Genomic DNA, 22,366 nt, shown 5'->3' with positions numbered 1-22,366 from the left:
CGATAGGCAATCGTTTTTGGTTTTACAAATCGAGTGCAATTAAGCGTTTTTTTTCCTTTATTCAAATAACTTTGCGAATATTTTTTCATTGACGATATAAATACATACCATTTTATGCCTGGGCAAAGCAATCAGATTGAAGTGAAAGGGGCAAGGGTTCACAACCTAAAAGGCATTGATGTAGTGATTCCACGTAACAGTTTTGTAGTAGTTACAGGCTTATCGGGTTCCGGCAAGTCTTCCCTGGCTTTCGATACTATCTATGCCGAAGGGCAAAGGCGTTATGTAGAAAGTCTTTCGTCTTATGCCCGGCAGTTTTTAGGTCGGATGGATAAACCAGAGGTCGATTTTATTCATGGACTTCCGCCTGCTATTGCGATTGAGCAAAAAGTAAATACCCGCAATCCGAGGTCTACCGTAGGAACATCCACCGAGATTTACGATTACCTGAAGCTGCTTTATGCACGAATCGGAAAAACCTATTCACCCGCCTCGGGGCTGGAGGTTACCAAAGATACAGTCAGTTCGGTGGTTGATTTTCTTTCCAACCTACCACTTAACACCAGGGTCATTCTGCTTTCGCCCTATGCCGATTTTAAAAAGCTCGATGCCCATCAATTGTTACTCGACCTGAAGCACATTGGTATAGCACGTGTGGAGATTGATTCGAAGGTGCATAAAACTAGTGAAATTTCCGAGGAAGAAATTACTACGGCCAAGGAGTTCTTTGTGGTGGTTGATCGTCTTGTGATACAAACCGACGAAGACTCACTTAGCCGCTTTGCCGATTCGGTGCAGGAAGCTTTTCGTCTTGGCGATGGGAACTGCATCTTGCAGATAGAAACACAAGAGGGCTATAAGGCCCATTTTTTCACCAATCGTTTCGAACGCGACGGAATTGAATTTGAAGAACCCTCTGTTCACATGTTCAGCTTTAACAATCCACTTGGAGCTTGTCCACTTTGCGAAGGGTATGGAAGGGTGATTGGAATCGATGAAGACCTGGTAATGCCCGATAAATCGAAATCTGTTTACGAAGAAGCTATTGTGTGTTGGAAAGGTGAAAAAATGCAATGGTACAGAAACGAGCTCGTTTACAATGCCGATAAATTCGGGTTTCCGGTTCACAAACCTATTTATCAGCTAACCGACGAACAACGAAAGCTTTTATGGACTGGAAACAAGCATTTCGAAGGGCTTAATCAGTTTTTTCAAATGCTCGAAGAGAATAAGTATAAGATACAATACCGCGTCATGCTTTCGAGGTACCGTGGTCGTACTGTATGCCCCGAATGCGAAGGGCGAAGGCTTAAAAAGACTGCTTCGTATGTAAAAGTCTGTGGCTATTCGTTGCCCGATCTGGTAGAATTACCTGTTGATAAGTTGCAGGAGCTTTTTGATGCTTTTGTTTTTACCACTTACGAGCAGGAAGTAACAAAACGGCTGGTGCTCGAAATCAAAAACCGATTGAATTACCTCAAAAATGTAGGTCTGGGTTACCTCACCCTCAATCGACTTTCTAATACCCTTTCGGGAGGCGAATCGCAACGGATAAACCTGGCCACCATTTTAGGAAGCAATTTAGTAGGGTCTTTGTATGTACTTGACGAACCCAGTATTGGTCTTCATCCACGCGATACTCATCGGCTTGTAAAAGTTTTGAAACAATTAAAAGAGGCAGGAAATACCATTATGGTGGTAGAACACGAAGAGGAAATTATCCGGGCTTCCGATACCATCATTGATATTGGACCAGGAGCAGGCCGACTCGGGGGAAACCTCGTATTCGCCGGATCGATAAGCGATTTACTAAAGAACCACGAAAGCCTTACCGGAAGGTATTTAGTCGGGAAGGATAAAATTATACCACCTGCATTCAGACGTAAATGGAACAATTCTGTTACCATCATGGGGGCTTATGAAAACAACCTAAAAGGTATTGATGTTAAAATTCCGCTCAATGTAATTACCGTAATCACCGGCGTAAGTGGTTCGGGAAAATCGACCTTGATAAAGAGTATTTTATTCCCGGCCATTTCTAAAATTATTAACGGGGTTGGTGAAAAATCGGGTAAATACTCACGTCTGGAAGGGGATATTAATACGATTAGTCATGTTGAGTTTATCGATCAAAATCCTATCGGAAAATCATCACGAAGCAATCCTGTAACCTATTTAAAAGCTTATGACGAAATAAGAAAACTCTATTCGCTTCAACAATATTCAAAATTTAATGGATATACTCCTGCTCATTTTTCCTTCAATGTAGAAGGTGGTCGGTGCGAAGAATGCCAGGGAGAAGGTACCATTAAGGTAGAAATGCAGTTTATGGCAGATATTGTACTTACCTGCGAGCAATGCCATGGAAAAAGGTTTAAAGACGATGTGCTTGAAGTCAAGTACAAAGAAAAAAGCATTTTTGATGTATTGGAGATGACAGTGAATGAAGCCATCGAGTTTTTTGGCTCGAAGCAGGCAGGTACCGAAAAAAAGATTACAGAAAAGTTAAAGCCACTGGCCGATGTGGGACTGGGATACATTAAGCTCGGGCAATCTTCTAGCACCCTTAGTGGAGGAGAAAGTCAAAGGGTAAAACTTGCATCTTTTCTGGCCAACGAAAAGGAAACCCCAACGCTTTTTATTTTCGACGAACCAACCACCGGACTCCATTTTCACGATATCCATACCTTGATGCATGCATTCAATGCCCTTGTCGAACGCGGGCATTCCATTGTCATCATAGAGCATAACCTCGATGTGATAAAAAGTGCCGATTGGATCATTGATCTTGGTCCCGAAGGTGGAAACCAGGGTGGACATATTGTTTACGAGGGTACGCCAGAGGGCATAATGAAAAACAAAGAGTCTTACACCGGAAAATTTCTCGCTGCAAAAATGGTCTGACCCAATCTATAATACCTCAACCAAACCATGAAAACGAAAGAAGAAATAGTAAAAAACTGGTTGCCGAGATATACCGGAAAATCGCTCGACAGTTTTGGGCAGTATATTCTGCTAACAAACTTCAATAAATACCTCGAAATATTTTCGAAGCTTTACAATGTGCCCATCGAGGGTAAAGATCACAACATGCCCAACGTAACCTGGGGCGATATAACCATGATAAACTTTGGCATGGGTAGTGCCAATGCAGCTTCGATAATGGATTTTCTTACAGCCATCAATCCAAAATCAGTGTTGTTTTTGGGCAAATGTGGTGGTTTAAAGAAGAAGAACCAGCTTGGTGATTTTATATTGCCCATCGCAGCCATCAGAGGTGAAGGAACATCGGACGATTACTTACCGCCTGAAGTACCTGCACTTCCAGCTTTCAGTCTGCAAAAGGCGATTTCAACCACCATTCGAAAATTCGGTTGCGATTATTGGTCAGGTACCATTTATACCACCAACCGCAGGGTTTGGGAACACGATGCTGATTTCAAAGAATATTTGCGCAACATCAGGGTTATGGGCATCGACATGGAAACGGCTACCATTTTCATTACTGGTTTTGTGAACGAGATACCTACAGGCGCATTGCTCTTGGTTTCGGACCAACCAATGATACCAGAGGGGGTTAAAACAGACGAAATCGACAAACTAATTACAACCGATTTTGTGGAAACCCAAATTAAAATTGGTGTCGATGCCTTGCTCGAGATACGTGACAATGGCATTACCGTAAAGCATCTTCGTTTCTGAACAAAAAAGGCGCACTTTAATTCCAGTGCGCCTTTCAGTATAACTTACTTAGGATTACTCACTAAGTGAACCAAACACTTTTTGAATAATGTCTATCGCCCATTCGAAAGGATTGCGGCGTATTTTCTTTTCTTCTTCACCTACTTTGAGAAATAATCCATTAAGTGCCTTTTCGGTAGCATATTCACCGAGGTTGGTATTGACATATTCAAGATCGCTTACCAATGGAATGAGGTTGTATATTTCAGCAGCATCGTTATAATATTCGGTAATATTGCTCCAGATGTCATTGGTGGAAGTATTGCCAATAAAGGGTTTATCCAGTGATACGTTAATTGGTTCACTAAACGCGATGATTAGATCCGATTTGGTTTCTTGCTCGAGGTAATGTGTTGCGGCAAGCGAATCAAACTCACTATTGGCTGATTTCATGCCTGATGGCGCTGCACCATTAAGAATTGACCATGCATCGGTAATAGATAAGTTGGTTACCGCATCCGCTAGAATAGGCAATGCATCATCGGCGGCATCTTCAGCGGCCATGTTAATCGATCTCACAAGTTTATCCAACTCAGCGTTGATAAAATCTGATCCGCCAGGGATGTAGGAGGCTACTTTTGATAAATTGGTTGTAATAATTGAAGCCTCAGGAGGCAGAAGTATTTTTACGGCTTCGTCGAGGTAATAACCATTTGTTTGATGCAAAGTGGTTGTGGCACTATCGGCACCTAAGGTTAGGGCAGTTTTTAATCCTTCAACAATTTCTTCCTCGCTTAATCCGGCTGGAAGGTTTTCTTCGAGAAATTCACAGCTGCTAAATAGGAATGCTGAGGCGAAAACAAGTATAAAAAGTTTTTTCATGGTATTTCTTTTAGATTTATATGCTTTAACGAAAAAGTGTGCACAAGGTTTTTCAAATACCGTTCCAAATAAATGAATTATTTGATTAGCGTCTATTATGCCAGTTAAAAGCTTATTTAATATCTTGCCCACGCTCACCCCTCTTTCCCCTAAAGGGGATGACCCCCGCGCTGTTTCCACCAGGTAAGTAAAAAGTGCCTGTTAGCTAAAAGGAACAAATGCTTGAACAGTAATATTAATACAAGGTTTATTTATCTTTCTGGTACAATAATACATATTCATTAAGAATTATTTAAACAAAAAAAACCTGCAGCTTAATCACTGCAGGTTGATAATATTTTTTTTGAATAAAGACTATTTTCCTTCTTCGAACCCAAACATGATGGCCACACAACCGCTAGCAGGGTATTCGGCTTTTTCGGCTGAGAGAGGTACCTTGATGGCGATTTTTAATTGCTGCGATGCTTCGAGCTTAAAGTCCCAGATACGGGAATTGTTGTTTTTAGCGTTATCGTACAATACATTTTTGTAGGAGTCGATAATCTGAAAATTAATTTCAGGCAGGGCGTCGGTTCCGCAAATCGCAATGCGATAATCCTGGCCACTATAAAATGTTTTGTAAAGTTCAGCTTCTTCACCTTCGGTTAAAATGGCCGCATGGTAATTACCGTCGTGTATATAGGGCATTAACTCAAGCTTACAAATCTTTTTCGCAAAGCCTTTGCATTGCGAATAGCTATTGGTAGTTGAGAAAGCGGCAATGAGAACAAACAGGAAGGCTAAATATACTTTTCTCATGGTAATATTTTTTATTGTATGAAGCTGGTTCTTAAATTATTAATAGTTAGCTGAAGGGCTTTAAAATCTTCAGGTTCAACACTTACCGTGGTTTTCGATTTAATGGTAGTAACTCCCGCTGCATCAGGTGTATCCACAGTAGGTTCGGTTGTTTCTACATTTACTTTATCGAAGGCCAGTTTAAGGTCCTGAAGTTGTGCAATTAAATCAACAATGTCGTTATTTATGCTGCCATCTGCTTTTGTTTTATTGTCTTCGAGCAAGCGTTGTACGATATTAAACGATAATTTTTGCTCCAATATTCTGTCGACAAGTTTATTATCTTTTACAGGTTGGTTTGCAGTAAGTTGCGAGGCCAGGTATAAACCTTCAATCCATCCTCCAACGAGCACTATAGCGGCAACATCTTGTCTTTCATTTTCTTTCAGGTATGAACTTGAATTCAGAAAGGTTTCAGATATAATATCCATCACAACCTCTCTGTTGTTCAGATTTTCTTCAAGCTTCTTCATTGTTTCGGCATTGATAGCATCGGTAATGTCAAGCCCTTCTGCCATTACTTTGGCAGCAGTCATGTAATCGATGGAAGTCTGTGTTTGTTCGAAGAGGCTGGCAAAACTTAGGTCTGTGGTGTAAATGCCAAGATTGAGTGCCATGGAGCGGTTGGTATTGTATTTTTCTACATTGTCGAGTGAATTAAGAATCTCCTGGTCGTATTTTGCTCCGGCAGATTTAATAATCATGGCAGTTTCCAGAGGCGAAGGCAGGGAGTAAAAGATTTTTTTCGCTTTGTTGATATCATCGAATATAACATCTTCAGCAATAAAATCGTCGATAGTCGCTTCTTTGTCGGCTTTTTTCTGTCCAGACTGACAGCTAGTTATGCTTATTATCAGCACAAATGCGACAAACAACCGGGTGACTGGAGAGAACGTGTAATTTTGTTGCATTTTTCGTGTTTTAGGGTTTTAAAACAGTTAGTTTCTCAATGATTGCTAGTAAAAATAATACTTTATTTTTTATATGCAAAATGCCTTGTGCATAAGAATTAGTAGTGCGAATTAAAAATTGGCAATTTTATCAGTTAATAAAGGTTCGAACTTCGCCTCTAGTTGTGTACTCCAGCCTAAAAGGTAACGTGTGTAGGCATCAATCTCAAGCTTGTTAATATTTACAGCATATACATCTTGCATAATATCGTTTGGAAAATATTCAGCAGCCAGTTTAATCTTATTTTCGTTTCGACGGTATACGGTTTTGTATAGATCGGCTGCACCGAAAAGGTTCAATACATTCTGAGCAATTATTGAAGGATACTTATAGCTGGCAATGGCAAATTCAACGTCAAGGGTGTTTAGGTGATTCACTGTAAGGGAAATGTCGTTCCGGAAGTAATTATTTACCATAAACACAAGTGCTACACTTTCAACTTTGTTGTCGTCGCGAAGGTGGGCTGCTAATCTTTCCTTGTTTTTAGGATTCTGTATCTCGGGTATGCCGTCTTTTGTATTTATCTGAACATCTTTTCCTATCCTGGCGGCAATGGCATCGGCCCATTTATTTAGCTCTTCGAGTCCATTCCGAAAACCAGAACCTTCTAAAGTGGCTTTTACGGTACCATTCGGCAGATTTCTTTTTACAGTGGTATACTCGGTGCCAATGTAATAATCTGTAATGATTGTCAGCGGTTGATTGTGCTTGCGTGCCTGACTTTCAATCCATCTCATGGCCACATCAATCGAATCGAGAGTGGTGCGGATATCAAATTCAGTCCAGGGCGATGTTTCCTTTGTATCGACAAATACAAAATACACCAAAATGTTATCTTTTAATTCTTTGCAAAGGTTGTTTTTCATGCCGTCGCGGTAATCAATACGTTGATAGGAAAACGAAGAAGGCACAAAAAACACCAACAGAATTAATACCATGCGAAAGAAAATTCTTGCCATAGAAAAGATAAACTTGTTTCAAACACAAAGTTAATAATCCTCGAAGGTTTCTGAAATCTATATTACTTAGTTCTACTTTAACAGATTTACAATTTTGAATATGAGTAATTTATATCACGCTGTCGTTTTAAATGCCGGTCATAAATTCTATCAATCATTTGTTCTTCGGTCATCTGTTTATAAAGTTTAAAAGTGATAAATTCTTTAATATCACGAGCCGATAGTAAAGGTAAATCATCAAAGCAATGCAATTTTTCTTTTAAAATAAATGACGAGACCAAAAAGTTTAATGCAACCTGGTGTTGCCATGCAAGCCATTTTCGTGTCTGAAACTGGTCTAGCCCGAGTATCTGTTTTGATTCTTTTATGCAATGTTCTACAAAGTACCGTTGTGCTTGCATATAGGCTATAGCTTTCTTAGTGTATTGTTCAAGATTAGCATTGGTAAAAGAATATTTTATTTCGTCCTTGCCTTCTTTGGTTTTCGTTTTACGGATAACCAGTAACCTTTGCTCTACTTGCATTTTACTGTTATTGATTATCCAAAGCTTTATAAAATGATAGTCAGCTACAAGAACTCCTTTGGCTGTATTACGAACACTAATACGCTGCCAATTTTCGTCATTTAAAGTCTGTAAATATTTTGATACACTTAATTCGTCTGTAGTTGCTTTTAATTTCTTGGGTTCACGACCCTTATTGCTTTTTCGCTCGGGAATAGCCAAGTCAGGACGTTCCAAATATATTTTTTGGTCTTTATGGATATCCAGCATGTACAGATAACCAAGCAAATCTATGCTGCTGGCAAAATCCACATCGTTACCATAATAACCATCGCCTCCAATAAAATCGAAGCTGATGCCATTGGTTACTTGCTGGCGAATAATTTCTAATGCCAGTTCGAGCTTAGTTTTAAATGTTCGGTGCTTTACAGGAACGCCTGCTTTTTCGCATCTTGTCTTGTCGTCACACCAAGCCTTGGGAAGGTATAGTCGGGCATCAACCATTGATGCAAAATCCCCATTACTTAAACAAGCAAATACCGCAACCTGACTATTTGATAGTTTCCCTACATTCCCACAATATTGATGTCCAACGCCTACGCTATGGTCGCCTTTTTTTACCCAACCACTTTCATCAATAATCAATCCTGTAAGTTTTCTTTTGGGTAAAACCTGGCTTACTTCCTGGGCTACTTGATTTATCAAAACTCGATGATCCCAGTTAGACTCAGTTATAAAGTGCTGCATTTGATGGTAGTTAGCTCCCAAATCTTCGCTTATTCTTTCAATATTGCGCATCTGACTTTGTATTATTCCTAATGAATATTGCTGTGCTTTGTCAAAGAACTTCTTTGTTGAATTACAAAATACATGCTGATAATCATTAAGGTGAACACTAACTCGCTCTATTACAGAGGTCAGTGTTTTTCCATATCGATTATTATTTTTACGTTGTATTAAACATTTTTCGGAACGATAAGCCTGTTTTTCTGTGCATTGAAGATACTGAATTTCCTTGAAATATCAATGTTTACAAGGGTTTTGTTTAATCTGTTAAAGTAGAATTAGTTATCAACAACTTTAACTGATTTTGATTGACGATAATACTTGCAAGCAGTTTGTAGGCCGCACTCGTGGCATTTTGGTTTACGGGCCATGCACACGTACCGGCCATGCAGTATTAACCAATGATGGGCTATGGGAATAAGCTCTGCAGGGATATATTTAACCAGTTGTTGTTCGGTTTGAAGTGGGTTTTTGGCATTCGAACTAAGCCCAATGCGGGCCGCTACTCTAAAAACATGGGTATCAACTGCCAATGCCGGTTGATTGTATATTACCGATGCAATTACATTGGCTGTTTTTCGACCTACTCCCGGTAATTTCTGGAGTAAATTTATATCGTCAGGAACTACGCCTTTGAACTCTTCTGTAACCATGCGTGCCATACCTGATAAATGCCTTGCTTTGTTATTCGGATACGAGCAGCTTCTTATATATTCGAATATTTCTTCTTGCGTTGCCCTTGCAAGGTCGAAAGCAGTGGGGAAGGAAGAAAAAAGGGCAGGAGTAATTTGGTTCACCCTTTTGTCGGTGCATTGAGCCGAAAGTATAACAGCTACCATTAACTCGTACGGATTAGAGTAGTGAAGCTCCGTTTCAGCAATCGGACGAGCCGATTTAAAATAGCGGATGATATATTCGAAGCGTTCTTTTCTGGTCATTTACTGAAATGTTTTTTCGTGAGAATAATGCATGTCTACATCTAAAACAAAAATAACCAAGAATTTTGTGTATTACATGGTAGAAAGTTTCCATCCTTTTTCCGAAAAGCATGCACCTAAAATACACCTTTTGTTATAGGGCGATGTTATTACCTTTGCAAAAAAATGAATTTATGTCGGCAATATTGGAAGTGGAAGGTTTAAGTAAATCGATTGGCGTTTTGGAATTGTTTCGTTCAATTTCGTTCACAATCGAAGAAGGTTATAAAACAGGCCTGATTGCAGCCAATGGAACCGGTAAAACAACCATATTAAATATTCTGGCAGGCTTCGAATCGCACGACGAAGGCAAGTTCCGATTTCTTCCCAACAAAAAAATCGGGTATCTTTCTCAGGATCCTTATCTCGATAATAAAAAGAGTATTCTTGAGGCAATTTTTGAATCAGAAAACGAGTCTCTTCAGTTGATTAAAAAGTATGAACTGGCTCTGGACGAAAATAAAACAAATGAAATAGAACGCTTGTCGGTAATCATCGACAATAAAAAATTATGGGATTACGAGAGTCGCATTCGGCAGATGCTTTCGCAGCTTGGCATACATAACCTGAAGCAAAAGATATCTGAGCTCTCGGGTGGACAGCGCAAACGGGTGGCTCTTGCAGGGATGCTTATTGACGAACCTGATTTTATTATGCTCGATGAGCCTACTAACCACCTCGATGTGGAAGCTATCAATTGGCTTGAGTCGTATTTGCAACGCTCTCGCAGCACCTTATTTATGGTTACACATGACCGCTATTTTCTCGACCGTGTGTGCAACGAGATTATCGAGCTTGATGGCAAACAGATATATACTTACCCAGGTAATTATTCTTATTTTCTCGAGAAAAGGACTGAGCGCATTGAAATGCAGCTCTCTGAAATCAGCAAAGCTGAGAATCTTTTGCGTAAAGAAGAAGACTGGATGCGTCGTATGCCAAAGGCACGTAGCACGAAAGCCAAGTATCGGATTGATAATTACTACAACCTGAAAGATAAAGCATCTCAAAAGGTGACCGATAAAAAAGTGCGCATTCAGGTCGAGGGTAAGAGGCTGGGCAGCAAAATACTCGTTGCCAGCGGGCTGAATTTCTTTTGGGGTACCCGATGTTTTCTGAAAGACTTTTCCTACACCTATAGTCCATACGAAAAAATTGGGGTTCTGGGCACCAACGGCACTGGCAAATCTACTTTTCTCGACCTTATGACTCAAAAACTTCAACCAGAAAGCGGTGTGATAGAAGTTGGCGAGACTATTAAGTTTGGATATTACCGGCAGGAGGGGCTTGCTTTCGACGAAAATATGAAAGTGCTTGAATCAATTACACAGTTTGCCGAGACAGTAGTTATGGCAGATGGTTCGGTAATTACAGCATCGCAATTTCTTACAAATTTTCTGTTCCCACCTTCGAGGCAGCATGATTTTATTTCCAAGCTAAGCGGAGGAGAGAAAAGAAGGCTGTACTTGTGCTCAGTGCTTATGCAAAATCCAAATTTTCTTGTATTGGACGAACCTACCAACGACCTGGATATTGCCACACTCGAAGTATTGGAAGAGTACTTACTGAATTATGCTGGTTGTGTGCTCATTGTTTCGCACGACAGGTATTTTCTCGACGAACTTGTAGACCATGTGTTTGTGTTCAGAGGAGATGGCGAGGTCAAGGACTTTCCTGGAAATTATTCGCAATACCTTGATTCGGTGAAATTCATGCCAGGCATTAAATCGGAATCTTCAGTGAGCAGTAAAACAACAATTCCGAAAGAAAAGCCGGCATTGAAGAAACTGAGCTACAAAGAGAAAATGGAGTATGAACAACTCGAAAAGAGTATTGAAACCCTTACACTGAAGAAGCAGGAAATAGAAACAATGATGAGCTCAGGAAATCTATCCCCTGAAAGGCTATTGGAATATTCGCATGAAGTAGGCAACATTATCAGTGAGCTGGACGACAAAGAATTGCGTTGGCTTGAGCTCTCGGAAAAGCAAGGCGATTAAGCGATTGAACTTTGCGCTTTACTTTAATAGAGAAGTGATAAAAATCATAAAAAGTCGATGTAAATAAATCGTTGTTTTAAAAAAGATACTATATTTGCGGGAGCAAACAACAATATTTTGATGATTCAGAACCATGCATATTGCTTTTTCTTCTTTTATTTTTTCTTTAACAAAAGTTGAAGGGGCTGTTTGTATTGTTATAAAAATATGAATGAGAAAGTCCCGAAAAAATCGGGACTTTTTCTTTTAATACCATTTAATCGATGAATAAAATTAGTTTAAAAACCAAGCGTATTGCGATTCAGGGAGGCTATGGAGCCTTTCATGAAATTGCCGCCAACCGTTACTTCGGAGACGAAAACATCGAAATTGTACCGCGCAATACCTTTAAAGACCTTTTTAAAGCATTAAAAGACGGGTTGGTTGATTATGGAATAACTGCCATCGAAAACTCGCTTGCCGGCAGTATTCTACCCAATTACAGCCTGTTGCTTGAGTCGAATATGAAAGTAATCGGAGAGATTTACCTGCGCATCAAACAAAATCTGGTAGCCTTACCGGGTCAGAAAATCGAAGACATTAAGGAAGTATACTCACACCCTATGGCCATTTTGCAATGCCAGGGATATTTCGACAGTTATCCGGATATAAAGCTCATCGACAGCATCGACACGGCCCTTAGTGCCAAAAAAATTGCCGAGGAACATCTCATGGGCATTGGCGCCATTGCCAGCGATCTGGCTGCCAACAAATACAAGCTCGAGATTTTAGCTGCTCAGATCGAAACCAATAAAATGAACTATACACGCTTTCTTATATTGCAGGATCGTAATGGTTCATCTTTTCATGATACTGGCATAAATAAGGTTTCCTTAAGCTTTGCTTTGGCAGATAAAATTGGCAGTTTGTCTAAAATACTCTCCATTTTCAGTTTTCACGATATCAACCTTTCGAAAATACAATCCATGCCCATTATTGGCAAAGATTGGGAATACCAATTTTATGTCGATCTGGAAATAAATGATTATGAGCAATACAACCATGCACTTAAGGCAATCAAACCCTTTACTTCGGACATACACATTTTGGGTGAGTATTACTCAGGCAGAAAATTATTAGACTAAAACATAATTAAAACAAAACATATGAGCATTAAACTTGATTTAGAGCCCTTTGTTTTCGAGGGAATTGAAAACAAGCGACCCCTGGTAATGGCTGGGCCATGTAGCGCCGAAACAGAAGAGCAGGTACTGGAAACTGCGCGACAGATAAAGGCGCAGGGTATAAAGATTTTTCGTGCAGGTATCTGGAAACCACGCACAAGGCCTAATTCTTTCGAAGGAGTAGGTAAAGAAGGACTTAACTGGCTTAAACGCGTTCAACAGGAAGTGGGCATGCTTACTGCCACTGAAGTTGCCAATGCCAGCCATGTTTTCAAAGCCTTGAAATATGGAGTAGATATTTTATGGGTGGGAGCACGCACCACAGCCAACCCCTTTGCCGTTCAGGAAATTGCCGATGCCCTCGAAGGCACTGACATTCCGGTACTGGTTAAAAACCCGGTGAACCCTGATGTAGAATTGTGGATTGGTGCCCTGGAGAGAATTAATCAGGCAGGAATAAAAAAGCTGGCCGCAATACACCGGGGTTTTTCTGCTTATGATAAAAGCATCTACCGTAATGCCCCTCAATGGCAGATACCAATTGAGTTAAGACGTCGTATTCCCGAATTGCCTATTATTGTTGATCCAAGCCATATTTGCGGCAATCGCGAGTATATTTTTGAAATTTCGCAAAAAGGAATGGACTTGAATTTCGATGGACTTATAATCGAAACCCATATGAACCCAGACAAAGCCATTAGCGATGCAGCACAACAAGTAACTCCGGAAGCTCTCCGTGATATTCTGGACAGACTGGTTTTGCGGAATGCCAATATCGAAAGTCCCGTGTTGCTGCATACCCTTGACGAGCTCCGTCATGAGATTGACAAATACGACAATGAGTTACTCCAGATACTTGCACTTCGCATGGATGTGGCAGAAAAAATTGGTTTGTACAAGAAAAAGAATAACCTTACAATCTTGCAATCTGGTCGTTGGGACGAGCTTCTTCAGGAACGGTCGAAAAAGGCCATGGAAAAAGGTCTTAGCGAAGAATTTATTCTGAAAGTGTTAAGGGCCATTCACCAGGAATCGATCAACCGCCAAACTAAAGTAATGAACGAATAGTCTGGAAAACCCAGCAAAAGGCATGAAGATACTCGAAGTAAAAGCAGAATCGAACCTATCTCAGATACTTATCGGTGAGAAGTTAGCTAATTTGTCGGTTTACCTGAAAGGCCGAAAAACCATCATCCTCACCGACACCTTGGTAGAGGCTATTTATGGAAAACATTTTCCAGCGGATGTTCCAGTGATAGCCATGGGATTAGGTGAGCAGAATAAAACGCTGCAGACTTTGGAACTCATCTATGATAAACTTATTGAATTTGAGGCCGACCGTACCAGCTTTCTACTGGCCATGGGTGGTGGAATTGTATGCGATGTAGCTGGTTTTGTGGCTTCCAGCTTTATGCGGGGTATGCCATTTGGCTTTGTTTCAACCACCTTACTTTCTCAGGTCGATGCCAGTGTAGGGGGTAAAAATGGAGTGAATTTCAGAGGTTATAAAAATATGATAGGCGTATTTGCCCAACCCGAATTCGTGCTATGCGATACCAGCATGTTGCAAAGCCTTGATGCCCGACAATTTAGAGCTGGTTTTTCTGAAATTATTAAAGCCGGCGCGATAAAAAACGCTTCTCTTTTTGAATACTGTTCGAATTATGCTCCACAAGCGCTTTCATTCGATGGCCATGTGCTTGATACAATGATCTACGAAGCGGTGGCCGTGAAAGCTAAAGTAGTAGAGGCCGACGAAAGGGAAAAGGGCGAGCGCAGGCTGCTGAATTTTGGGCATACCTTCGCACATGCCATTGAAAAACTCACCGGTATCTTGCATGGCGAGGCAGTGAGCGTGGGTATGGTGTTAGCTTCAAGGGTATCGGTCAATTTGGGAATGCTTACTGAATTGGAAGCAAACCGGATAGAGCAAGTGCTATTAGCTTATCAGTTGCCTGTTAAGCCAAATATTGACATCGCCTTGTTGTTCAATGCAATGAAAAAGGATAAAAAGCGCGAAGGAGAAGAAATTCATTTGGTATTACTCGAGTCAATCGGCAAAGCGGTAACCAAAAAAGTCCCCTATACAGAATTAGAAAATATGATTGATGATTTGCGTAGCGATTTCCAATAGCGATTACAGGCAATGTCTGGCTACCCTGCAAGGTATTGAGATGGCCGAGATCCGGCTCGACCTTACCGGCTTTGATGAAGAGACCATTGATTTGGTTTTTTCCGGCAAGGTGCCACTGATAGCAACCTGCAGACCCGATTCGATGTCAGAATCACAGCAATACAAACTTTTGCATCGGGCTATTGTGGCAGGTGCCAAATATGTAGATATTGAACTGGAAGCCTCCGATGAACAAAGACAACGCATTGTGGACCTTGCCCGCAGGCATGAATGCAAAGTAATAATCTCGTACCATAATTATAGCGAAACCCCCGGCATGCGTGAGCTATTCGAAATTATCGACTCTTGTTTTGCGAAAGGTGCCGACATAGCCAAACTGGCCACAATGGTGCACAACCGGGTCGACAATGCCCGTTTGATGTCGCTCTATTCCGACTCCAGACCATTGGTAGCTATTGGCATGGGCGAGGAAGGGAAACTCTCGCGTGTAATGGCTCCCTTGTTAGGTGCATCGTTTACTTTTGCTGCTGCAGATGGCGAAGTTGGAACTGCTCCTGGACAAATATCCTATTCCGATATGAAAGCAATAATGGCCGAACTGTCAAAGTATTTAACTGCATAACAAAGCTTTCCTTACCTTTATTCGCATCTAGCACAAAACAAACTCAATATGAACAGTTTTGGACATCTATTCAGAATTAACATTTTTGGAGAATCGCATGGTCCGGGAGTGGGTATCGTAGTTGATGGCCTGCCAGCAGGTTTGCAGTTGGAGGTTGCCGATTTTAATGCCGATCTTTCGCGCAGGCGTGCCGGAGCCAAGGGCACTACACCGCGCAAAGAGGCCGACCTACCACGTTTGGTTAACGGTGTGTTTAACAACTTCACTACGGGTGCCCCCTTGTTAATTCAGTTCGAAAATACCAACACCCGCTCGGCCGATTATGATAAGCTGCGCGAAATGCCTCGTCCTGGGCATGCCGACTTTGTAGCATCGAAAAAATTTGGCGGTTTTGAAGATTTTCGTGGTGGGGGTCATTTCTCTGCCCGCATCACTCTTGGTCTGGTAGCTGCCGGGGTAGTGGCCAAAAAGCTCTTATCGCAAGTGAGCATTTCGGCGAAATTGATTGAGGCTGGCGGCAATGCAGATGTGGATGCTGCTGTGGATAGGGCCTTAGAAGAGCAGGACTCCATCGGGGGCATTATCGAATGCCGGATAAAAGGATTGCCGGTTGGTCTGGGCGAACCGTTTTTCGATTCTGTGGAATCGGTACTGGCTCATATGATGTTCTCTATTCCAGCAGTAAAGGGAATTGAGTTTGGCTCTGGCTTTGCCGCAGCCCGTATGCGCGGAAGCGAGCACAACGATAATATTTTGTCGATGGATGGGAAAACAGAAACCAATCATGCCGGAGGCATCAATGGGGGCATTACCAATGGCAACGAATTGGTTTTTAGGCTTGCCATCAAACCTACTTCCAGCATTTCGAAAGAACAAAAAACATTGAATGTAAAAACAGGAAAGGTAGAAAGTCTTGTTGTCGAAGGCCGTCACGATTTGTGTGTGGCACTAAGGGCCCCGGTGATAGTGGAGGCTGCCACTGCCATTGTGCTGGCAGATTTTATGATGCAGGCCCAGGAGATTAAGCGTATCATTCAGTAAAAGACAGTATATTCAAAACTATTCGGGATATGAAAATCAATAAAATACTGGTGCTAGGAGCGGGGCGCATGGGAGCCTGGTTTGTCGATTCACTCTGTCTCGATTTCGAGGTGGCTGTTTTCGATACCGAAAAATCCCGCATGCGATACCTTTTCAATTGTCATCGATTGCTCACTTATGATGAAATTAAAGCCTTTGAACCCGAATTGGTGATTAATGCCGTTAGCCTGCATAAAACTATTGAGGTATTTGAGAGTGTGATGCCGTATTTGCCAGAGACTTGTATTTTATCGGATATTACTTCAGTAAAAACACCTCTGCGCGAATTTTACCTTAACTCCGGTAGGCGGTTCGTTTCTACTCATCCTATGTTTGGCCCTACCTTTGCTAAAATGCACGACCTGAGTGAGCAGAATGCAATCATAATCACGCAAAGTGACGAGGAAGGAAAAAAATTCTTTCGTCATTTTTATCACCAGTTCGATATTCGCATATTCGAGTATACTTTTATTGAGCACGATAAAACAATAGCCTATTCCCTGTCTATACCATTTGTGTCATCTATGCTTTTTGCTTCCTGCATGAAACACCAGGAAGCTCCCGGAACTACTTTCCGCAAGCACCATCAGATTGCTAAAGGTTTATTGTCTGAAGATGATTACCTGCTTTCTGAAATTCTGTTCAGTCCCTATACCTATGAGCAAATTGATGAAATTGGTAAAAAACACGAAGAGCTTAAGAGGATTATAAAAGACAAAGACACGGCAGCCATGAAATTGTTTCTTTCGGGCTTGCGCGAAAATATGAAAGAATAGCAGAGAAATGGCTAATTCTTTCCATAAGTTTCTTTTTTAGGTTTTTAGATTCGAAATCAGTTATTGAATCTCAGCTACAATAGCTACATAGTTTTTACCGTATTTTTTTGCGCATTTAGGGCAGGTAGTATACCACATAAACCATTTTTTTAGCGTATAGCCTTTCGACTTTGCAATGCCTTCGAAATCTTTGCACCATTTTTCAGTGTTGCGAAAAGGACCTTCATACACTTTGCTAAAGAATTTGCCAGTTAAACTGGTATTGTCCGCGAAGGGAATTTCTTTATCCACAGAAAGGTATAAATTCATATTCCATTTCGATGTATGGTCGGCCAGGCAAAGGTAATCGGGTATTTGGCTGCCAGCTGCGCTTACTTTTTTATCCAGTCTACGCATTGCTCCTCCAAAGTTCATGGGCATGTAAAACAAAGTAAATACCTTGTCGGTAATGAATTTTTTGTTTTGCCATTCGAAGGTTTTATCGTCCCACAGTTCGGGTTTAAAAGGAGGACAGCAGATTTGGTTTTCGGTTGTGTGTTTCATAGGTCCCTCTATCACTTTTTTTCTTGCATAAATCTCTTCAAATGCGATTCTAAAAAAATGCAATTAAGAATAAGGAAAGGGCAATTTACTGGCAGAAATTCAAAAGATATTCAGTTGCCTGAAGTTCGCCATAGTTAAGTGCCCGTTTCCAGAAATAGCAGGCTTTTTCGGGTTGCCCCAATTTCGAATAGCAATTTCCCAGCATCAGGTTAGCTTGCGGATTGCGGGGATCGAGGTCGAGGCTCATAGAAAAATCGTATGCAGCCGGGTTATAGGCTCCGGTGGAGAAATAACACCGGCCACGATGGGAAAACCATCGGGCATTGGGAGGATATTTTTCAAAGAGCGAATTCATACTGCGCAGGGCTTGTTGGTATTGTCCTAAATCGAAATAGGCTTGTGCAGAAAGAAACAGCGCTGTCGAATCTGTTGGGAAATAATTAAGGAATGTAATTACTGCTCTGAGGGCATTTGCGGGTTGTTTGTTGCCCAATTCCGAAGTGCCATGTAAGAGATAGAGTTCGAAATCTTCCGGAACTTCAGTGATAAGCAATCTTAAATTTTCGCTTGCCTGGGTAAACTCTTTTTGATTTAACTGGCATTGAGCTAAGCCTTTTAAAAATCGGCTGCTGGATGGATTTGTTTTCAGAAGTGTACGATAATCAGCAGCTGCCAGCGAAAAATTTTGCAGACTATTATAAACCTGTGCCCTTAGGTCGAGCAATATTACATCATTGCCATACAGGCTAATAGCTTGGTTTACTGACGAAAGGGCATCTTCGGGCCGATTATTTATAAAATAATATCTTACTTCTTCTATAGCTTCTTCGAGGGGAGAATTCTGGCTGGAAGAAACATAGGCATACCAACTGTCTGAATTTTGAATGGGCTGAAAATCGGAAATACGCAATAATTCAGACTTTGAGGCAAAGGGATTAATTTTCAGATAAGCCTGGATGTAATTAATACAAGAATCTACTTCGCCCAATTGCGCCTTTATTTTTGCCAGCCAAAGTGCCGCCTCAGGATTTCCATTTTTCCAGGCTTGCGACAAATCGCTGGCAGCTAGTGTGAACAATTGAGTCTGATAATAGGCAATTCCCCGGTAGAGATAAGACCTGGCTGAGTATTTGTCTTCTTTTAAAGCTTTATCCAGGTTTTGCATGGCAGCATCCGGATTATTGTTTTTCAGGTCGGAAACACCTTGCAGAAAATAATTAGGTTGCTGGGCATAGCCAAACAAACCAAGGCTGAGAAACAATATGCTGAAAAGCTTTCTCATTCGCCGGAAATGTTGGTTTCATTGCCAGAATACACATGAATAAATCCTTTCAGAGTGCGGTGTACTTCACCTGTTAGGCGCGGTTCAATTACATCGCAGATATAGTAGTAAACTCCTGTGGACACTGTCTTTTTTGAGTCTTTATGGATTCCATTCCAATTGACATCGGGGTCGGTAGTTTTATAAACCACCTGACCATAACGATTAAAAATTGCCATATCTACCCGTTTAACAAATCCCCCCAGGTTGTAAGAGACAAACATATCGTTGACTCCATCGCCGTTTGGACTAAAGACATTGGGCAGCGAGAACATCAGGCAGGAATCGATAGAAACCGTGTTGATTTTACTGGTATTTCCGAAAGAATCTACCGCTGCCACGCCATATATTGCAGCCAGGGTTTCAATGCCTAGCCGGTGTATGTATACTGTGTCGGTTTCGTTTAGGGTTTCAATTAATTGAAGCGGAGTATTCTGACTCGGACTGTAGTATATCAGATAGTTTACCACGTCGTTTGAACCACAAATGGCTTTTGGGCTTAACCAGCTTAAAAGGTTGTAGGCACTGTCGCATACCGAAATTACAGAAGGCAGGGGTGCACAAGGGAATATAGTATCGACTGCCGAGGTAGTGTTCAGGTGCGAAATATTGGTAGTTTGATAGAGGCGGTTGTTTAAAGGGCGTTCGCCAGAGCTTTTTACCCGGTAGGTGTAAGGTACCAGGTTGCCCAGATTGATATCGGCATAAGTAGGGTTGTTTACCGATGCAATGGAATCAAAATCAACTTCCAATTCCGCTTTTCTGAAAATAGCATACGATTTATTCAGCCAGGGCGAACGTTTTAATACATCGATATAAATTGTATTGTCTTTACCAATTAAATTGAGGTACATCGACGAGGCCGATTCGTATCCCGGATACAATATCCACTCATTATTACTATCCAGGTATAGAAGCCTTACTGAGTAATAATAAGGAAATTGAAGCGTATTGATGTTTTTGTCGATGAAACTTGTGTCAGCGAGGGTTATGGAATGTATGGTGTCAATAAGGGAATAGCTTGTTTCGTTGGGGCTTTGCCGATATACTTCGTAAATATAGGGGCCGTCGTCAATTGTATCGAAATCGATTGGTTTTGCCCATTTTACCGATATTTCACCTGTACTGGCATTGTCTTCCAGCACACTTACTTGCAGCATTGCAGGCAATCCGGGTATGAGTATGGCGCAAATTTCGTTCGATGCAAAACTCTCTGCTCCATCGCCATAAAATGCTGTAATCCTATAACAGTAATCAAATCCGGGCACCAGACCTTGCCCCTGGTCATCGTCTATAAAAGTAGTATCATTCTGTCCATCAACCTGGCCTATGAGCGAATAGCCTGTATATCCGGGCAAGCCATTCTCGCAACTATCAGGGATAAAATCGTAGGATCCGATACGTCGGTAAATATTGTATCCCTGCGGAATACCGCAATTACTGCGTTTCCAGTTGAGTTTGATATTGTCGGTGCTAGCTTCGGCAACCAGATTTTTTGGAGCATTGTGCAGCACCCGCACCTGAAAGCTGGTAATATCGACCAAACTGACATCGGTTACCACATCTTCTGATTTTAACACCAAACTGTAGGGTTGCTGCTGTGCCTGGTTGCAATTAGTAATCCAGGTAAAGCGGGAGGTGCTGAATCCTGCTCCAGCTTCGATGAGCTCGAAGGTGGCCGTGCCATCAAAAAAGGGTGCACCGGTCATGGTCTGTTTTACGGCATCGTTGTCAGTGTCGGTAGAAGTAACCAGGAAAGTGATGGTGTCGCCTGCTTCTACGCAAAAATCCGGAATGGACTGATTCACCGGTGGATTGTTGTCGGTGTCGTACACATCAATTTGCATATCGCGTGTAATACGCCCTATTTTAATGCCGTTTCGCCATTCATCGATGTATATGGCAATGTTGTATACTCCAAGGTCAACAGGTGTAATCCAGGTAAGGTCGCCACTTACCGGATCGACATATAGAGTGTCACTGGCGGTTGGAAATGTATATCCTTCAATGGGTCTTCCTCCGGCTTCGGTGCATACGGTAAGGCTATAAGAAATGCTGTCGCCATCGGAATCGTAGGCGGCAGGATTATGAATAAAGGTGTGGTTACGGGCAGCTTTGTCGATGGGCGGATTTAAGAGCACCGGAGTTGAATTGGTGCCTATAAAAGGTTCAATAAGCATAAGGGTTTGAATGGAAAAGATCACATTCACCGAATTGGGGATGTTGCTCACGCCTTCGTTCCGGTTGGGGTCTTCCATAAGGATGCGGTAGGTGCCCGGACCCGGAAAGGTATGGGTAGCTACATAGGTATTGAAAAGATAGTCATTTGGGAGGTTGATGCGTGATGTAAGCCCTATTTCCTGAGAGGTGCCATCGCCCCAGGAAACTGGGAGTGATGCGCGGTTAGCGCCACTGAGTGCATAGGTGTAGGTGGTAATTTTAAATTCGAAAGTATAGCCGCTGATTCGTTTATAGGTTATTTCTCCTGCACGGTTGTGGGTAGCAAGCGATACAGAGGGTAGCCAGCTTCCAAGCAGAAGCAGATACACGATGGCTTTTCGGCCGAGCATTTTTTTACCTAAAATCATCAATATTTATAGTGCTTTCAGTAGTTTCAGGACCGAAAGTTAAGCCTTTTTCTTTATTGTTACACGAAAAAATCAAGAGGTTCAACTGGTCTTTGTTGTATGAAATGAAAAGTGTGTTTTTAATGCGCAAAAGCTTTGCACTTTCAGGTATTTCAGCTCTGAAATAGAGCCAATATTCTGTTTCTCCGTTTGTCTGACTGTTTAATTCGGGTTCGAGCCTTGCACCATCAATATAAATCTGCAGCGACTCTTTGAAATAGCGAATAAACTTATCCTGATTTTTTTCGAAATCGAAAGTGTCCGACGAGTGAAAAAGCTCTTCGTGATATAAGTCCATAAAGAGGGTGTTCATGTCTTCCTGAAATAGCCTTATTGAATACGTGAGTTCATTCTTTGCCAGATCAAGATCCATGTTGACAATAGTAAAGTGAACAGGATGTTTGCCAAAGGCAAATACAGAATGGAACACGAAAGCCATTGATATTAGCCTAATCATAGATATAGTTATTTGGTTCTAAGATATAAAAAAGGCCCCACTGGTTTGGTGAGGCCCTTAAAATATT

19 protein-coding genes are annotated in these 22,366 nt (G+C 41.5%); 9 read left to right on the top strand and 10 right to left on the bottom strand.

All coding sequences use genetic code 11. The annotated features are described in order from the left end of the window. The first annotated feature begins 114 nt into the window (after positions 1–114). Both uvrA and IPM71_02180 read left to right on the top strand, forming a co-directional pair. Positions 115–2,904 (top strand): excinuclease ABC subunit UvrA, encoded by a 2,790-nt coding sequence (gene uvrA, locus IPM71_02185; GenBank protein QQS51555.1) that lies wholly within the window; start codon positions 115–117, stop codon positions 2,902–2,904. A 27-nt stretch (positions 2,905–2,931) separates the two neighbouring features. Continuing rightward, a complete protein-coding gene (locus IPM71_02180; GenBank protein QQS51554.1) occupies positions 2,932–3,702 on the top strand; it encodes an AMP nucleosidase in 771 nt (256 codons plus the stop codon). 54 nt (positions 3,703–3,756) lie between these two features. Here the strand turns inward: IPM71_02180 and IPM71_02175 are convergent, their stop codons facing one another. The 6 genes from IPM71_02175 to nth all read right to left on the bottom strand — a co-directional run bounded on the left by IPM71_02175 (position 3,757) and on the right by nth (position 9,537). Beyond that, a complete protein-coding gene (locus IPM71_02175) occupies positions 3,757–4,563 on the bottom strand; it encodes a DUF4197 domain-containing protein (GenBank protein QQS51553.1) in 807 nt (268 codons plus the stop codon). A gap of 354 nt (positions 4,564–4,917) precedes the next feature. Next, positions 4,918–5,361 carry a hypothetical protein gene (locus tag IPM71_02170; GenBank protein ID QQS51552.1) on the bottom strand — a complete coding sequence of 148 codons (444 nt, stop codon included), beginning with the start codon at positions 5,359–5,361 and terminating at the stop codon, positions 4,918–4,920. 11 nt (positions 5,362–5,372) lie between these two features. Continuing rightward, a complete protein-coding gene (locus IPM71_02165) occupies positions 5,373–6,311 on the bottom strand; it encodes a hypothetical protein (GenBank protein ID QQS51551.1) in 939 nt (312 codons plus the stop codon). A gap of 111 nt (positions 6,312–6,422) precedes the next feature. Continuing rightward, positions 6,423–7,310 carry a hypothetical protein gene (locus tag IPM71_02160; protein ID QQS51550.1) on the bottom strand — a complete coding sequence of 296 codons (888 nt, stop codon included), beginning with the start codon at positions 7,308–7,310 and terminating at the stop codon, positions 6,423–6,425. Positions 7,311–7,396: 86 nt separating this feature from the next. After that, positions 7,397–8,611 carry an IS701 family transposase gene (locus IPM71_02155; protein ID QQS52763.1) on the bottom strand — a complete coding sequence of 405 codons (1,215 nt, stop codon included), beginning with the start codon at positions 8,609–8,611 and terminating at the stop codon, positions 7,397–7,399. Between the two features lie 266 nt (positions 8,612–8,877). Beyond that, the gene (gene nth / locus IPM71_02150) at positions 8,878–9,537 is read right to left on the bottom strand and encodes an endonuclease III (protein ID QQS51549.1); all 660 of its coding nucleotides are present in this window, start codon (positions 9,535–9,537) and stop codon (positions 8,878–8,880) included. A 173-nt stretch (positions 9,538–9,710) separates the two neighbouring features. On the opposite strand from nth, the gene IPM71_02145 reads away from it, so the two are divergent. The 7 genes from IPM71_02145 to IPM71_02115 all read left to right on the top strand — a co-directional run bounded on the left by IPM71_02145 (position 9,711) and on the right by IPM71_02115 (position 17,351). Then, positions 9,711–11,576 carry an ABC-F family ATP-binding cassette domain-containing protein gene (locus tag IPM71_02145; protein QQS51548.1) on the top strand — a complete coding sequence of 622 codons (1,866 nt, stop codon included), beginning with the start codon at positions 9,711–9,713 and terminating at the stop codon, positions 11,574–11,576. Positions 11,577–11,839: 263 nt separating this feature from the next. Next, positions 11,840–12,700 carry a prephenate dehydratase gene (locus IPM71_02140; protein ID QQS51547.1) on the top strand — a complete coding sequence of 287 codons (861 nt, stop codon included), beginning with the start codon at positions 11,840–11,842 and terminating at the stop codon, positions 12,698–12,700. A gap of 27 nt (positions 12,701–12,727) precedes the next feature. After that, positions 12,728–13,807 (top strand): bifunctional 3-deoxy-7-phosphoheptulonate synthase/chorismate mutase type II, encoded by a 1,080-nt coding sequence (locus IPM71_02135; protein QQS52762.1) that lies wholly within the window; start codon positions 12,728–12,730, stop codon positions 13,805–13,807. A gap of 22 nt (positions 13,808–13,829) precedes the next feature. Beyond that, on the top strand, positions 13,830–14,873 hold the full coding sequence (gene aroB, locus IPM71_02130; GenBank protein QQS51546.1) for a 3-dehydroquinate synthase: 1,044 nt from the start codon (positions 13,830–13,832) through the stop codon (positions 14,871–14,873). After that, positions 14,848–15,495, top strand: coding sequence for a type I 3-dehydroquinate dehydratase (locus tag IPM71_02125; GenBank protein ID QQS51545.1), 648 nt, complete (start codon positions 14,848–14,850; stop codon positions 15,493–15,495). The genes aroB and IPM71_02125 overlap by 26 nt, the downstream gene beginning before the upstream one ends. Positions 15,496–15,543: 48 nt before the next feature. Continuing rightward, positions 15,544–16,536: a chorismate synthase gene (locus tag IPM71_02120; GenBank protein ID QQS51544.1), complete on the top strand. Its 993-nt coding sequence runs from the start codon at positions 15,544–15,546 to the stop codon at positions 16,534–16,536. 29 nt (positions 16,537–16,565) lie between these two features. After that, positions 16,566–17,351 carry a prephenate dehydrogenase gene (locus tag IPM71_02115; protein ID QQS51543.1) on the top strand — a complete coding sequence of 262 codons (786 nt, stop codon included), beginning with the start codon at positions 16,566–16,568 and terminating at the stop codon, positions 17,349–17,351. 60 nt (positions 17,352–17,411) lie between these two features. Here IPM71_02115 and IPM71_02110 read toward each other — a convergent pair whose 3' ends face one another. The 4 genes from IPM71_02110 to IPM71_02095 all read right to left on the bottom strand — a co-directional run bounded on the left by IPM71_02110 (position 17,412) and on the right by IPM71_02095 (position 22,299). Next, positions 17,412–17,894 carry a hypothetical protein gene (locus tag IPM71_02110; GenBank protein ID QQS51542.1) on the bottom strand — a complete coding sequence of 161 codons (483 nt, stop codon included), beginning with the start codon at positions 17,892–17,894 and terminating at the stop codon, positions 17,412–17,414. Positions 17,895–17,979: 85 nt separating this feature from the next. Beyond that, positions 17,980–19,176, bottom strand: coding sequence for a tetratricopeptide repeat protein (locus IPM71_02105; protein ID QQS51541.1), 1,197 nt, complete (start codon positions 19,174–19,176; stop codon positions 17,980–17,982). Further along, entirely contained in the window at positions 19,173–21,803 is a 2,631-nt protein-coding gene (locus IPM71_02100; GenBank protein ID QQS51540.1) for a gliding motility-associated C-terminal domain-containing protein, read from the bottom strand. The genes IPM71_02105 and IPM71_02100 overlap by 4 nt, the downstream gene beginning before the upstream one ends. Then, on the bottom strand, positions 21,790–22,299 hold the full coding sequence (locus tag IPM71_02095; GenBank protein QQS51539.1) for a hypothetical protein: 510 nt from the start codon (positions 22,297–22,299) through the stop codon (positions 21,790–21,792). Before IPM71_02095 ends, IPM71_02100 begins: the two co-directional genes overlap by 14 nt. Positions 22,300–22,366: the final 67 nt, after the last annotated feature.

The sequence above is a fragment of the Bacteroidota bacterium genome (genome assembly GCA_016699695.1).
Lineage (GTDB): Bacteria > Bacteroidota > Bacteroidia > Bacteroidales > UBA10428 > UBA10428.
The sequence above is the reverse complement of the archived record's forward strand: the minus strand, read 5'-3'. Positions and strand labels throughout refer to the sequence as shown.

What these genes read in the sequence shown, in the direction of transcription:
- IPM71_02170 (QQS51552.1), bottom strand. Translation starts at nt 5,361, where the DNA reads ATGAGAAAAGTATATTTAGCCTTCCTGTTTGTTCTCATTGCCGCTTTC.
- IPM71_02140 (QQS51547.1), top strand. Translation starts at nt 11,840, where the DNA reads ATGAATAAAATTAGTTTAAAAACCAAGCGTATTGCGATTCAGGGAGGC.
- IPM71_02145 (QQS51548.1), top strand. Translation starts at nt 9,711, where the DNA reads ATGTCGGCAATATTGGAAGTGGAAGGTTTAAGTAAATCGATTGGCGTT.
- IPM71_02175 (QQS51553.1), bottom strand. Translation starts at nt 4,563, where the DNA reads ATGAAAAAACTTTTTATACTTGTTTTCGCCTCAGCATTCCTATTTAGC.
- uvrA (QQS51555.1), top strand. Translation starts at nt 115, where the DNA reads ATGCCTGGGCAAAGCAATCAGATTGAAGTGAAAGGGGCAAGGGTTCAC.
- IPM71_02155 (QQS52763.1), bottom strand. Translation starts at nt 8,611, where the DNA reads ATGCGCAATATTGAAAGAATAAGCGAAGATTTGGGAGCTAACTACCAT.
- IPM71_02095 (QQS51539.1), bottom strand. Translation starts at nt 22,299, where the DNA reads ATGATTAGGCTAATATCAATGGCTTTCGTGTTCCATTCTGTATTTGCC.
- IPM71_02110 (QQS51542.1), bottom strand. Translation starts at nt 17,894, where the DNA reads ATGAAACACACAACCGAAAACCAAATCTGCTGTCCTCCTTTTAAACCC.
- IPM71_02125 (QQS51545.1), top strand. Translation starts at nt 14,848, where the DNA reads ATGATTTGCGTAGCGATTTCCAATAGCGATTACAGGCAATGTCTGGCT.
- IPM71_02120 (QQS51544.1), top strand. Translation starts at nt 15,544, where the DNA reads ATGAACAGTTTTGGACATCTATTCAGAATTAACATTTTTGGAGAATCG.
- IPM71_02180 (QQS51554.1), top strand. Translation starts at nt 2,932, where the DNA reads ATGAAAACGAAAGAAGAAATAGTAAAAAACTGGTTGCCGAGATATACC.
- IPM71_02165 (QQS51551.1), bottom strand. Translation starts at nt 6,311, where the DNA reads ATGCAACAAAATTACACGTTCTCTCCAGTCACCCGGTTGTTTGTCGCA.
- IPM71_02160 (QQS51550.1), bottom strand. Translation starts at nt 7,310, where the DNA reads ATGGCAAGAATTTTCTTTCGCATGGTATTAATTCTGTTGGTGTTTTTT.
- aroB (QQS51546.1), top strand. Translation starts at nt 13,830, where the DNA reads ATGAAGATACTCGAAGTAAAAGCAGAATCGAACCTATCTCAGATACTT.
- IPM71_02105 (QQS51541.1), bottom strand. Translation starts at nt 19,176, where the DNA reads ATGAGAAAGCTTTTCAGCATATTGTTTCTCAGCCTTGGTTTGTTTGGC.
- nth (QQS51549.1), bottom strand. Translation starts at nt 9,537, where the DNA reads ATGACCAGAAAAGAACGCTTCGAATATATCATCCGCTATTTTAAATCG.
- IPM71_02115 (QQS51543.1), top strand. Translation starts at nt 16,566, where the DNA reads ATGAAAATCAATAAAATACTGGTGCTAGGAGCGGGGCGCATGGGAGCC.
- IPM71_02100 (QQS51540.1), bottom strand. Translation starts at nt 21,803, where the DNA reads ATGATTTTAGGTAAAAAAATGCTCGGCCGAAAAGCCATCGTGTATCTG.